This window comes from Halostagnicola bangensis, from assembly GCF_054653435.1.
The window spans coordinates 1,759,641-1,773,031 of the sequence record NZ_BAAIGG010000002.1 but is presented as its reverse complement, the minus strand read 5'-3'; the positions used below and the strand labels follow the sequence as shown (position 1 = coordinate 1,773,031).

Genomic DNA, 13,391 nt, shown 5'->3' with positions numbered 1-13,391 from the left:
CTCGAGAGCGCCGCAGACAACACTCGTGAACCGAGAACGGGTTGAGATACTGCCGTTTTATTGCCAGACGTGAACTATTCGCACATATGGGCCAGGGGATCGATTTCGGCGAGTTCGACGAGGGACGGGGCGTCAACTACTGGGAGCTCGATCGTGCCCTTCAGCGCGAACTCGAGCGGATCTACACCAGTTCCGAGTTCGAGTGGGCCGAGTCCAGGCTCTCGTCGTTCGGCCGGACCGTCGGCCACACGATCGCCGACAACGCGGATTACATCGACGACAACGGACCGGTGCTCGAGTCCCACGACAAACACGGAGAGATACAAAATTACGTTCGTTATCCCGCTGAGCAACACGAGGACGAGCAACTCGCCTACGAGGCAGGTATTGTCGCGGATTCGTTTCACGCACCACCGGGTCGCGAGGAGCCGATGCCGTTCAGTCACAACCTCGCGATGCAGTACCTACTCTGCTACGCCGACCCCGGCTTCGATTGCCCCGTCGCGATGACCACGGGTGCGGCGCTCGTCCTCGAGAAGTTCGGTGACGAGGAACTCGAGCCGTACTATTGGGCACTCACGAGTCGCGACTACGACGACCTCGTCGAGGGCGCGATGTTTCTCACCGAAAAACAGGGCGGAAGCGACGTCGGAGCCAACGAAACCAGCGCGAGCTACGATGAGGAATCGGGCTACTGGCGACTCGAGGGCGAGAAGTGGTTCTGTTCGAACATCGACGCAGAAGGGACGCTCGCGCTCGCGCGCACCGAGGGCGCACCCGAAGGGACGGCCGGACTCTCGCTGTTTCTCGTTCCCCACACGGACCCGGACGGCGGCGTGACGACCAAACGTGATCGCCTCGAGAAGTCGAGCGCGAATGGTGGACTGGCACCTGACGAACTCAACGAGCAGTACTATCGCCGTCTGAAGGACAAACTCGGAACGATCTCCGTTCCCACCGGCGAAGTCGAGTTCACGGGTGCGAAAGCAATCCTCATCGGCGAGGAGGAAAACGGCTTCACGCAGATGGCCGAGATGCTCAACATCGAACGGCTCTCGAACGCCGCAGCGTCGTGTGGAATCATGGGTCGGGCGCTGCTCGAGAGCCGAATCTACGCCGCGAATCGGGAGGCGTTCGGCGAAACGATCGACCAGTACCCGTTGATGAAGGCGGATCTGGTCGACATGACCGTCGACCACGAGGCCGCGACGGCGTTCACGTTCGAGGTCGCGCGGCTGTTCTCCGAACGAGAGCGACTCGAGCGCGGAGAACGCGAGAGCGGAACGGCCGACGACGCCGTCGAGCCCAACCCCGACGACGCCGCCGAGGACGCTTACCGACTGATGCGGCTCCTGATCCCTATCGCGAAGGCACGAACTGCACGGATGGCCGTCGATACCGCCTCCTACGCTATGGAGGTCCACGGCGGCAACGGCTACGTTAACGACTTCGTCACCAATCGTCTGCTTCGGGACGCCCAGGTCCTCCCGATCTGGGAGGGAACTGAGAACATCCTCTCGCTCGACGTGCTCCGGGCGCTCGAGCGCGAGGAGGCCCATGAACCGTTCCTCGAGGCCGTCCGAGAGCGACTGGACGGCGTGGACCACTCCGCACTCGAGGAGACTGTAGAAATCGTCGAATCGGAGTGCAACGACCTCGCGACCGCGATGGCGACGCTCGCCGGCGAAGACGCCGACTACGCACAGTTGTCGGCCAAACGACTCGCCCACTACATCTTCGACGTCTTTACGGCCACACTCTTGCTCGAGCAGGCCCAGATGGGTCTCGAGGACGGAAACGGGCGAACGGCGCTCGTCGCAAAGCGATTCGTGGCGAACGAACTCGAGGACCGAGACGCGCGGGGAATCACCGACGGCGAACGATTGCCCCTCGAACAGTTCGATGCCATCGTTCGGTACGGGTCGATCGAGCCCGAACAGCTATCGGAGTCGGTGCCGGCGGACGATTAAACGAAGAATAGCACGCCGGCACCGGATCGACAGCAAACGACTACCCTACTCGAGCAACGTCGCGGCTTCCTCGACGTCCATCACGCCCTGTTCGACCGCGTTGAGAACCCGGACGATTTCGGGGTTAGGGCCGGTGTCGACGCCGTCCTCGTCGATCTCCTCGAGCGTGACCTTCTCGGATTCGCCGACGAACTCCGAGAAGTCGGTGCCGTCGGCGATGGCCGTCTCGCTTTTGACGCGGTAGTTTCCGCCGTCGGTGACGTGGAGGTCGCCGGGATGGAAGAAGTACCAGTCCTCGCGATCGAACCTGACGCCGATCCGCGGTTTCGCGCCGAAGTTCTGTGCGAAGTAGGTGAGCGCCTCGACCTCTTCGCCGGTGAGATAGATCGGATCGCCGGAGCTCGATTTGGCTTCGATCGCATAGAAGGTGTCGCCGTCGCCAGCGAGCACGTCCGGCAGTTCCCGCTCCGTCGCCGATCCGCTCGCTGGTGCACGCATCACCGCAAAGCCCGACTCGTCGAGCAAATTGACGAGTTCACGCTCGCGGCGATCGCCTTTCGCCTGAGACATATCTCTCACTCACGTGTCGCCCCTCTTAAACTGGGCGGACCGCAATACGGCACCGAAGTGTGGCGACGGCGGGGTCCGAGACCGATCACGGTGTGTCGGTCACTCAGAGCGGTATCAGAACGACCACAGTTTCGAAGAGCATGGATTGCAGTTCCTCGAGCTCCTCTGGATCGCCGTACTCGAGTTGAAGATAAAGGATTCCGAACTGGAAGAGATTGAACCCCGCGTGGGCGGCCGTCGGAACCAGGAGGTTGTCCGTTTTAGCGTAGGCGTAACCGAAGATCAACGAGCCACAGAAGACGGCGAACAGCGAGACGAGCGTCCCGAACAGCGGACCGCCGACGAGATACACCGGGAGATGGACGGCCGCGAAGATCAGGCTCGCGACCACGATTGCACCGGCTCTGCTGAACGAGTCGTAGAGGCGTTTCTGAATGATGTTCCGAAACAGAAATTCCTCGGCCGGAGCGTTGGCAAAGAGCACGATAGCGAACATCGCGAGCAACAGGACCTGATCGTCGCCGATCATTGTGACGACGTCGTTGGGCGTCTGTGGTAACTCGAGAAGCTGGACGAGAACGCCGAACGCGATGATAAAGGCGATACTCCCGACTGTCGTGACGACGATCCACAGCCAGTCACGGAGCGACGGAATACGAAGATCGACGTACGACCAGCCCCGGCCGGTGTAGGCGAGATAGATTCCGCCGGCGACGAAGAATCCGGCGAAGTTCAGGACCATCATCGCGATGGTCGTTCCTCGTTCGGCCTGTTGATCCGGATCGGCAATTGCTGGATCAACGAACCCGAGCGGTGCCACGAGAACGTTCGCGACGACGTACGCGAAAACGGCGAGACCAAGCCCGACGAGAATGGATCGTGTTGGGCTCTCGGAGGGAGTGGGGGAGGCCATGCGGAACGGTACATCGACGAGTCCCTTGGGCGTTCCTTTTCCGGAAGTGGGGTTCAGATTGGAATCAACCGAACGACAGCCTCAGATCCTCGTCGTTATCCGATACACTCGAGAAAATCGTCGCCGTGAAAATTGCCAGTGAGAAGTAATCCAACCTGTTACCGCATTTCGGAAAGATCGACGTACGATCCCTTTTCGGCCGTGATCCAGTGGGTCGCAATCTCGTGATCGGTACAGTTCCGAGGGTACATCGTACAGGCACTCGGGCCGTCGTCGTACTCCGCAGTTACGTGTTCGAGCGCTGCGGCCGATTCGGACTCCGTCTCGAGCGTCCCGTCGACCGGGACGTCTGGACGTGAAATGTTGGACATTGTGGATCGTTTCCGTATCCACATCTTGTCGAGAGGAGGGATATGTGTTTTGATTGTGTTCAGTTATCGGATTTTCGAAGACATACGTAACTAGATGGCAGAGTTAGTTGAACATTCCAAAGCATATCGAACACATATCCCCATGGATCGGATAATCGTCCACAATAGCGAGTTTTTTCGAATTCTCGAGAAGGGTGGGAGGAACTCCCCGGCGAGGGGGAATAATGGATAGCAACCAGTGAGCGCCGCCGCCTAACCGAGGAGGTAGCGAAGCTTCGGAAAGCGTTCGACGATCGGGTGTTCCTCGAGGTACCGATCGACCCCGAGGATCCGTCCAGCGGCGAACGCTCCAAGCGCGAGGAAGACCGCCGCGTAGACAAGCTGGTCGTTGACCAGCCCGCCGGCGACGTCCCAGCTCCCGAAGTAGAACAGCACCATCTGGGTGGCTGCTCCGAGTGCGACTAATCGGACGAAGACCCCGGCGATCAACGCCACTCCGATCAGGAGCTGGGTCCAGGGAACGATCACGTCGACCGCAGCCATCATCGCGGCACTTTCGGCCATCATCCCGAAGGCCGCGCTGGCCGGGCTCGCCGGATCGACGTTCGCGAGATAGCCGTGGGCACTGAACCCGTCAGTGATTTTCCCCCAGCCCGCCGTCAGCATGACCCACCCCATCAGGACTCGAAGACCGACGATCGCCCACGCGGAGAGTTGATGCGGACGTCCCTCGAGCGTCACTCCCCCAAACGTACTTTCCAACCGATTTACCGAAGTTTCAGTCATTGTCGGACACCTCTTACAGGTAATCGTTTGTCGTATACCCACATGTAGGAGGAGGGGACTTCCTATCGGGTGGGAAATAGTTTGTTGTAGAACGGTAGTTTACTGCCAACCTCAGTGTGCCTACCTAGTCTTTAGTTTTATCAATGCGCATTAAATCGCGCAAGAAAACAATTCGGTATGAAGGCGTTACGAGGCTCCAAGACGAGACGTTATGTTCCGTGATCCCACGAGCCCATGTACTCGCGCTGGACGTCGGTCAGGGAGTCGAAGTCGACGCCTTCGGCCTCGAGTTTGATCTCGGCGATTTCCTTGTCCAGTTCGTCGGGAACGTCGTGGACGCCCGCTCCGTATTCGTCGCTATGTTCTAGCATTTCACGCACGCAGACGGCCTGAATACCGAAGCTCTGGTCCATCACTTCGACGGGATGGCCCAGCGAAACCGGTGCCGCGAGGTTCACGAGTCGACCTTCGGCGATGACGTTGAGCCGACGGCCGTCCTCGAGTTCGTACGCCTCGACGCCGTCGCGCGCTTCGTACCGGTCGACGGCCAGATCGTCGAGCGCCTCGAGGTCGATTTCGATGTCGAAGTGGCCGGCGTTTGCGAGCAAGACGCCGTCTTTCATCTTCTCGAAGTGATCTTCGACGACGACGTCGCGGTTGCCCGTCGTCGTGAGGAAGACGTCGCCGACTTCGGCGGCCTCGGCCATCGGCATGACCTCGTAGCCCTCCATGTGTGCCTCGAGCGCGCGCCGTGGCTCGACTTCGGTGACGATGACGTTCGCGTTCTGGCCGGCGGCCTTCTTCGCGACGCCCTTGCCGCAGTAGCCGTAGCCCGCGACAACGACGTTTTTCCCGGCCCACGAGAGGTTCGTGGTCATGGCGATGGAGGCCAGCGAGGACTCGCCGGTGCCATGAACGTTGTCGAACAGGCGTTTCATCGGCGTGTCGTTGACCGCGAAGACCGGGTACTCGAGTGCGCCGTCCTCGTCCATTGCGCGCAGTCGGTGGACGCCCGTCGTCGTCTCCTCGGCTCCGCCGACGATGCCGTCGATGAGTTCGGGGTAATCCTCGTGGATCGCGGCGACGAGATCCATCCCGTCGTCGACCGTTACGGTCGGCTCGTGGGCGATGACGGCTTCGATCGCTTCGTAATACTCGTCGTCGTCGACGCCGCGTTTCGCGTAGCTCGTAATGTTCTCGTGGGTATCGAGCGCCGCGCTTACGTCGTCGTGCGTCGAGAGGGGATTGCAACCCGTAACGGCGACCTCGGCGCCCCCGTCGGCGAGAGATTCGACCAGAATCGCCGTCTTGGCTTCGACGTGCATCGCCATCGCGATTCGCTCGCCCTCGAAGGGTTGGTTCGCCTCGAACTCCTCGCCGACGGCCTCCATGATGGGCATGTGCTGGGCTGCCCAGTCCATCTTCCGACGACCCGCAACTTGCGCGTCCTCGAGATCGTCTAACTGCTCGCTGATCGGCGGATACGCTGTCATGGCTAAACAGAGTGCGAGCGAGGGGAAAACGCTACCGAAGCGCCGCGGCGCTCGGCGGTCGAAACGCAGAGCGGGTCGTCGGGGGGGGGATTTTGGATAGGTGCAGTGAATCAGGATACCCATTGCGTTTCATCGGTTCGAGTGCGGGGTCGAAGCGCCACGTAGCGCCGAGTTCGACACGATCGGTACTCGGTGAAACGATCAACTGGAATGGAGTTGGTATTCGGGTAGCCAACAATGAAAAAACAGCAGAATATCGGCGTCGAATACTGTCAATCAACGTCCTAATACAAACCATATTCCATTGTACATCGAGTACTCGTCCGAGAATACGCTCAAATATGGCTATTTGTAAACGATTAGCATTATATTGTTCACTACCATGGCTATGAACCGTACATTGAGCAATGATCCAATTGAAATCTGCTAATTTAGAAGACGGACGTTCAGTCGGGGTGTCCACCGATGGCTCATAAAAAAGAGGAGTACAAGGAAGACTGCTACGGGGACGAGGTTCGAGAGCACATCCTCGAGTTTGCCGAGCAGGGGTTCGAGTCGATTCCCGAAGACGAGTACGACAAGTGGTTCACCCGGTTCAAGTTCTGGGGGCTGTTCCACCAGCGCGACGGGCAGGAATCGTACTTCATGATGCGGTTAACGAACGCGAGTGGCGTTCTCGAACCCGGCCAACTCCGAGCGATCGGCGAGGTCGCTCGCGACTACGCGACCGGCCCGATCGAGAACCCGGAGTTCGGCAACGGCTTTCTCGACCTGACGACCCGACAGTCGGTCCAGCTCCACTGGATCGACTTAGAGGAGGTTCCTGACGTCTGGGATCACCTCGAGGCCGCAGGCGTCTCGAGCCGATCCGCCGGCGGCGACACGATGCGAAACATCTCCGGCGGCGCGCTCGCGGGCAAGATCGACGAGTACGTCGACTCGCTGTCGCTGCTCGAGGAGTTCCAAGAGAACTGTCGCGGTGACGACGCGCTAGCGAACATGCCCCGGAAGTTCAACATCAGCGCGACGGGGTCGAAAGACGGGAGCGCCCAGGATTCGCTCAACGACATTGGTTTCGAGGCGGCGCGCAAGGAGATCGATGGGGAGACGATCAAGGGGTTCAACGTCCGCGTCGGCGGCGGCCTCGGTGGTCGCAAGCCCCGCGCGGCGACGCCCCTCGATATCTTCGTTACGCCCGAGAACGCCTACGAGGTCGGCCGCGGGTTCGTTCAACTCTATCACGACTACGGCAACCGGACCACTCGAGCGAAGAACCGCTCCCGATTCTTCGTCGAGGACTGGGGCGAGGAGAAGATCCGCGAGACGCTCCAAGAGGAGTACGTCGACTTCGAACTGAAGACCGCCGGGGAGGACTTCCGCGGGGAGTACACCTACAACGCGGGTCGTCCCTCGGACGATGGCCGCGTGGACTACGTCGGCGTCGGCGACCAATCCGACGGGAAGAACTACGTCGGACTGACCGTTCCCGTCGGACGCCTTCCTGCGGAGGACGCAATTGGGATCGCCGATCTGGCCGACGAGTACGGCTCCGGCGAAGTGCGGCTCACCCGCCGACAGAACTGTATCATCACGGACGTTCCCGACGACGACCTCGAGGCGTTGCTCGAGGAGCCGTTGGTCTCGAAGTACCCGCCGGAACCGAGCGTCTTCGACCGCGGCGCGATGGCCTGTACCGGCACCGAGTTCTGCTCGATCGCGCTGACCGAGACGAAAGCGCGGATGGCCAAGATGCTCCGCTGGCTCAACGCCAACGTCGAGCTTCCCGACGACGTCGAGCACATCCACATGCACTACTCGGGCTGTACGGCCGACTGCGGACAGGCGATGACCGCGGATATCGGCCTGCAGGGCATGCGTGCCCGCAAGGACGGAGAAATGGTCGAAGCCTTCGACATCGGCGTCGGCGGCGGCGTCGGCGAGGATCCCTCGTTCGTCGAGTGGATCCAACAACGGGTCCCCGCGGACGAAGCGCCGATGGCGATCAAGCGACTCCTCGAGGCCTTCGCGGCCCACCGATCAGAGGGACAGACGTTCCGTCAGTGGGTCGAGGCGACCGGCACCGAAGCGCTCGTCGAGTTCTGCGAGCCGGCCGAATCGGACTTCGACGCGCCGTACATGGGCGATGGCAAACAGGCGTGGTATCCATTCGCGGACGGCGTGGCCGATTCGGAGAGCGAAAGCTCCGCCGCGCCGTCGGACGACTGAGATGACTCGAGACCGTCGCCACCCCGAACTGTCGATGGACGTGCTCGAGCAGACAGAGCGCGCCACACACGACGAGGAGCGGCGAGGGTGTGGCTCACGCCAACAACACGTTTCGATCGACGCAGCTCCCGAACTGTTCGAGTAGGCCGTTCCTGATCGAGGAGATGTTTGCTAGTCGCACGAGCTAATTTTGAACGAACGCCAATATACATTCGAGAGGACAGTTCTGAATGGGAACGGTTAGCGCCAGCGTTTGACATCCTCCCCGCGTAAACGGACGGGGATTGTGTTCGAAACGGCATGTCGAGAAGGCAACAGCTACCGATGAAAGCCGCTGGATGCAAAAAATCCGAGAGTGGGGATATCCTATCGGTGCTCGCACGTCCGCTCGTGGGCGTACTCGACGGCGTCCTCGAGCGAACCCGGCCCGTCGTAGCTCGCAGAAAAGAGTTCCATAAACCGCCGTGCAATCTTCCCGCAGCGTTCGAAGGTAAGGACGGTTCTAACCGTCTCAGTCTCCGAAAACTCGAGTCCCGGATAGCTGGTCGTCGTGAGCGTATACCCCGGATGATCCTCGCCGTCGAGCGACGCCGGGGCAACTTTGAGACGGAGGTCGCCCGATTCGTGGAGGTACGTTCGGTACTGCATTTCTCGGTCGGTGTCCGCCGGCGTGTAGCTCCTGTGTTCGTCTTCGTTCCAGTTTGGGGGAACCTCGATCTCCATTAGGTGTCTCTATTACCGGAAGGGATACGTTCGTGTCGTATTACGCAATATTCCCGGACGTTAGTAGGATAATCGAACCTATGAGTGGTTTTGCTGTTCGAACCAGTTTATATTTTGGACGAACGTCCCCCAAATATCGGCGAAGTCGAAGAATGCGCGTATCCGATCGGAGAAAGAGCCCGCTTCGGCCGGATCACTCCTCGGCACTCGAGGGAGCGTCCTCGGCGACCGAGTCGTCGTTTTCGGGACTCACGCTTCCGGTTCTGTAGCCGTGTAAGTCGAGCGTTACGTGATCGAACCCGAGATTGGAAAGCGCGTCTCGAGCGGCCTCGACGAACGGTCGCTCGAGTGCGGTCTCGAGTTCGTCGGGAGCGACTTCGATGCGCGCGAGACCGTCGTGATCGCGCACGCGGAACTGTTCAAAGCCCCAGTCCCGGAGGAGCGCCTCGGCCTGTTCAACACGGGTGAGGCGCTCTTCGGTCACGGACAGCCCCGTCGGGATGCGAGAAGAGAGACAGGCCATCGAGGGCTTGTCGGCGACCGAGAGGTCGTAGCGCTCGGCTATCTCTCGGACCTCCGACTTCGTGATATCGTGGGCCAATAGCGGCGAGGCGACGTCGAGTTCGTCGACCGCCTGCAGTCCGGGTCGGTGGCCTGCGCCCGGATCGTCCGCGTTGGTTCCGTCACAGACCGTCTCGATGTCGAGGCGTTTTGCCGTCTCGAGCATCTCGCCGAGTCGCATCGTCCGGCAGTGATAGCACCGATCGCCGTCGTTCTCGACGAACTCGTCGCTTTCGAGTTCGGAGAAGGAGACGGTTTCGTGGCGGATACCGATCTCCTCGGCGACCCGTCTCGCATCCTCGAGTTCCGCCTCCGGAAGCGTCTCGCTCTTTGCGGTGCAGGCGACGGCGTCCTCGCCGAGGGCGTCGTGAGCGATGGCTGCCACGGCGCTCGAGTCCACGCCGCCGGAAAACGCGACCAACACGCCGTCGCGGGTCGCGAGGTCGGCGCGAGCGGCCTCGAGTTTGGCCTCGACCGTTGTCATGCTCGGCCGTTCGTCCCGGATAGGCAAAAGGACGTTGTCACTCCTGTCCCGACCCGACACCCAGTAATCACACCATTCCTACGATAGCTTTACGGGGACGAACGGAATAACGAGAGCGCAATGGCCTTCGGCTCCACGCCGGACTGGTTTCACTTGAGCGACGACCACGACATCGTCTGGGAGAGCCGACCGCATCCGATCGCGATGGGGACCGGCCTTCCGGTCGGCGTCATCGTCACGCTCGTCGGAATCCTCATCGTCGGGTGGAGTACGACGACCGAGAATACCATCTTCCTGGCGGTCGGATTCGTGTTCGCACTCGCGGGGATCTCGCTCGTCCTCGTTCGATACCTTGTCTGGACGAACACCCGATACGTGATCACCACCGCCGAACTCTACAAGAAACACGGCGTCGTCTCGAGAGACGTGACCCAGTTTCGACTCAATCGGGTCCAAAACACCAGCCTCGAGCAAGACGCCGTCGGGCGGGTGCTAGGGTACGGAAACTTGACGGTCTACACCGCCGGCTCGGGGGATCCGGAGCTCACGTTCGAACGCGTCCCTAGACCCGAACAGGCCAGCAGCCTGTTGAGCGACCAGCTCGAGAACGTCTCCGGACGAGAGGCGTCGAACCGCCAGGATCGCGTTTGAGCGGCACCTGCCGACCCGACCGTCGCTTCCGTCACTTCGTGAGAACTGGTTTCGAATCGTGCACGGTTGGCGTCGAGGAGACGGAGAGCTACGATATGGTCACATTATCGACCCCGTACGTGTTTGTCTCGAGTAACGGAGCACCGAGAACGGAGGAGAAATTCCGAGGCCGCGAAGGAAACGCCTTTCACCCACCACTTCCCGTTTTCGAACGATGGAGGTCGCCGAGGTTCTGCCGGAGTTCGCCGACGCCTTCGCGTTCGAGGAGTTCAACCGGATGCAACGCGAGGCCCTTCCCGCGTTGCTCGAGCGCGAGGAGAACGTGGTTGCGAGCGCGCCGACCGCGTCGGGCAAGACCGCGCTCGCGGAACTGGCAATCTGTAAATCGCTCGCCGACGGCGGCACGGCACTGTTTATCGCCCCGATGCGAGCGCTGACGAACGAAAAGGAAGACGACTGGGACCGGTTCGAGGAGTTAGATTACTCCGTCTACGTCGTCACCGGCGAGCGGGATCTGAACCCGCGTCGCGCACGTCGCGCGGACATCCTCGTGATGACGCCGGAGAAGCTCGACTCGGCGACCCGGAAACACGACTCCCGGCGCTATGACTTCGTCACGGACATCGACGTCTGTGTGATCGACGAAGTTCACCTGCTCGACGCCGACAGACGGGGGTCGGTGCTCGAGGTGACGATTTCACGACTCCGTCGGCTCTGTGATCCTCGAATCGTCGCGCTTTCGGCGACGATGCCGAACGTCGACGACGTGGCGGCGTGGCTCGACGCGAGCGCGGAGACGACGTTCGAGTTCGACGAGGAGTACCGTCCCGTCGACCTCAACGCAGGGGTCAAAACCTACACGCACGGCGAGAACGCCTTCGCGGACAAGTACCGACGGCTGTACCGGGCGCTCGACCTCGCTGAACCCCACCTTCGGGAAGACGGCCAGGCGTTGGTATTCGTCTCCTCCCGTCAGGACACGGTTCGAGCGGCCGAAAAAGCCAGGGACGAAATCGCCGAGCGCGACGTGCCAATGGGGGCCCGCGGGAACTACGATTTTCACACTGACGCACAGGAACTCGAGAACGACACGCTCAGAAAATCCGTCCTCGACGGCGTTGCGTTTCACCACGCAGGGCTCTCGAAGAACGACCGCGATCTGGTCGAGGAATGGTTCAAAGAGGGGATCGTCGAACTGCTGTTCTCAACCTCGACGCTCGCCTGGGGCGTGAACCTGCCCGCACGTTGCGTCGTGATTCGGGACACGAAACTCCACGATCCGCTCGAGGGCGAGGTCGATATGAGCCCGCTCGACGTGCTCCAGATGCTCGGACGCGCGGGTCGGCCGGGCTACGACGACGTGGGGTACGGCTGGGTCGTCTGTGACGCGTCGGAGGCCGACAAGTACAGACAGCTCCTCAAAGACGGCAAGGAGATCGAATCCAGACTCGCCGAAAGCCTCGAGACCCACCTCAACGCCGAGATCGCGATGGGGACGATCACGGATCTCGAGGACGTGATGGACTGGCTCGAGACGACGTTTTACTACGTTCGGGGCCAGTCCAGACCCGAGGCGTACGACTTTCCAAACCTTCGACAGCGCGTTCGGGACTGCCTCGAGCGGCTGGTCGAGCGCGGGTTCGTCGAGACGGGCGAGGACCTCTCGATCGAGGCGACGGCGCGGGGCGTGCTCGCCTCGAAGTACTACCTGCGACTCGAGACGGCGGCCAGGTTCGCCTCGCTGACCGAGCGCGAGGAAATCGAGACCGCGGATATCCTCGAGACCGTCGCCGGTGCCGTCGAGTTCGATTCGGTCTCGGCTCGCCAGTCCGAACGCGACGCGATCAACGCCGTGTTGGTCGGCCAGCAAACCGACGATCTCGAGGCGGGCCAGCGCAAGGTGCTCGCAATTTTGCGGGGGGCCGCGACCGGAAGCACGCCGAGCGAGCTACGGAGCGACGCCTGGGTCATCCGCCGAAACGCGACAAGATTGATTTCGGCTCTGCAAGCGTTCCTCGAGCGGTTTTCCGGCCCACACGAGGCAAACCTGGCGAAACAGGTCGAGGCCCGGATCGAAAACGGGGTCGCCGAGGACGCGGTCGGGCTGACGGCCATCGACGGCGTTGGCCCCGGCCGCGCGAGCAAACTCGCCAAGGAGGGCAAATCGACGCCCGGCGACATCGTCGAAAGCGGAACCGACGGACTCGTTTCTGCCGGCCTCTCGGAGGGCGTCGCCGAACGGGTCTATGAGGGGGCCCAGTCGCTCCCCGCGGTCGAACTCGAGTGGGGACGGTTCCCCGACGAAATCGCGACCGGCGAGAACGAGGCCCACGAAGTGACGGTTCGAAACGTCGGCGAGCCCGCACAGGCGGGTATTCGCGTCACCGTCAACGGGGTCGAGATGACGAGTACGAGCACGTATCTCCGAGGCGAGAAAGCGGTCCCGGTCGGGGTCTTCGGTGCGAACGCGGACGAACTCGAATTTGCCGTCAGCGTGGCGTTTCCTGAACTCCCGCTCGTGCCACAGGAGCAGACGAAGACTGTCGATATCGTGTAGGTCACCGTCGTTCGGTACCCGTTTTTGATTCCGTTAGATGGCGTCTCGAGAAGCGTGGGGACGACCTGCGCACGCGGTCCAAGCCC

12 protein-coding genes are annotated in these 13,391 nt (G+C 61.4%); 5 read left to right on the top strand and 7 right to left on the bottom strand.

The annotated features are described in order from the left end of the window. Positions 1-86 precede the first annotated feature (86 nt). Positions 87-1,970, top strand: a complete 1,884-nt coding sequence (locus ACYQ14_RS10445; RefSeq protein ID WP_459887837.1) for an acyl-CoA dehydrogenase family protein — start codon at positions 87-89, stop codon at positions 1,968-1,970. Between the two features lie 45 nt (positions 1,971-2,015). Here ACYQ14_RS10445 and hjc read toward each other — a convergent pair whose 3' ends face one another. The 5 genes from hjc to ACYQ14_RS10420 all read right to left on the bottom strand — a co-directional run bounded on the left by hjc (position 2,016) and on the right by ACYQ14_RS10420 (position 6,103). Beyond that, a complete protein-coding gene (gene hjc, locus ACYQ14_RS10440) occupies positions 2,016-2,540 on the bottom strand; it encodes a Holliday junction resolvase Hjc (RefSeq protein WP_459887834.1) in 525 nt (174 codons plus the stop codon). A 103-nt stretch (positions 2,541-2,643) separates the two neighbouring features. Continuing rightward, entirely contained in the window at positions 2,644-3,453 is an 810-nt protein-coding gene (locus ACYQ14_RS10435) for a CPBP family intramembrane glutamic endopeptidase (protein ID WP_459887831.1), read from the bottom strand. A gap of 158 nt (positions 3,454-3,611) precedes the next feature. Beyond that, positions 3,612-3,824, bottom strand: coding sequence for a DUF7511 domain-containing protein (locus ACYQ14_RS10430; RefSeq protein WP_459887828.1), 213 nt, complete (start codon positions 3,822-3,824; stop codon positions 3,612-3,614). A 252-nt stretch (positions 3,825-4,076) separates the two neighbouring features. Next, entirely contained in the window at positions 4,077-4,610 is a 534-nt protein-coding gene (locus ACYQ14_RS10425; RefSeq protein WP_459887826.1) for a DoxX family protein, read from the bottom strand. A 209-nt stretch (positions 4,611-4,819) separates the two neighbouring features. Next, positions 4,820-6,103 carry an adenosylhomocysteinase gene (locus ACYQ14_RS10420; protein WP_459887823.1) on the bottom strand — a complete coding sequence of 428 codons (1,284 nt, stop codon included), beginning with the start codon at positions 6,101-6,103 and terminating at the stop codon, positions 4,820-4,822. 465 nt (positions 6,104-6,568) lie between these two features. Between ACYQ14_RS10420 and ACYQ14_RS10415 the strand changes: the two genes are divergently transcribed. After that, complete coding sequence (locus ACYQ14_RS10415) at positions 6,569-8,329, top strand: nitrite/sulfite reductase (protein ID WP_459887820.1); 1,761 nt, start codon at positions 6,569-6,571, stop codon at positions 8,327-8,329. Position 8,330: 1 nt separating this feature from the next. Then, positions 8,331-8,474 carry a hypothetical protein gene (locus tag ACYQ14_RS10410; protein ID WP_459887819.1) on the top strand — a complete coding sequence of 48 codons (144 nt, stop codon included), beginning with the start codon at positions 8,331-8,333 and terminating at the stop codon, positions 8,472-8,474. Between the two features lie 221 nt (positions 8,475-8,695). On the opposite strand, the gene ACYQ14_RS10405 is transcribed toward ACYQ14_RS10410, so the two are convergent. Further along, positions 8,696-9,052, bottom strand: coding sequence for a hypothetical protein (locus tag ACYQ14_RS10405; RefSeq protein ID WP_459887816.1), 357 nt, complete (start codon positions 9,050-9,052; stop codon positions 8,696-8,698). Between the two features lie 193 nt (positions 9,053-9,245). After that, positions 9,246-10,097 (bottom strand): ATP-dependent sacrificial sulfur transferase LarE, encoded by an 852-nt coding sequence (gene larE / locus ACYQ14_RS10400; RefSeq protein ID WP_459887814.1) that lies wholly within the window; start codon positions 10,095-10,097, stop codon positions 9,246-9,248. 120 nt (positions 10,098-10,217) lie between these two features. Here larE and ACYQ14_RS10395 point away from each other — a divergent pair, with 120 nt between their 5' ends. Beyond that, positions 10,218-10,748 (top strand): PH domain-containing protein, encoded by a 531-nt coding sequence (locus ACYQ14_RS10395; protein WP_459887811.1) that lies wholly within the window; start codon positions 10,218-10,220, stop codon positions 10,746-10,748. A 214-nt stretch (positions 10,749-10,962) separates the two neighbouring features. After that, positions 10,963-13,305, top strand: coding sequence for a DEAD/DEAH box helicase (locus ACYQ14_RS10390; protein ID WP_459887808.1), 2,343 nt, complete (start codon positions 10,963-10,965; stop codon positions 13,303-13,305). The last annotated feature ends 86 nt before the right edge of the window (positions 13,306-13,391 follow it).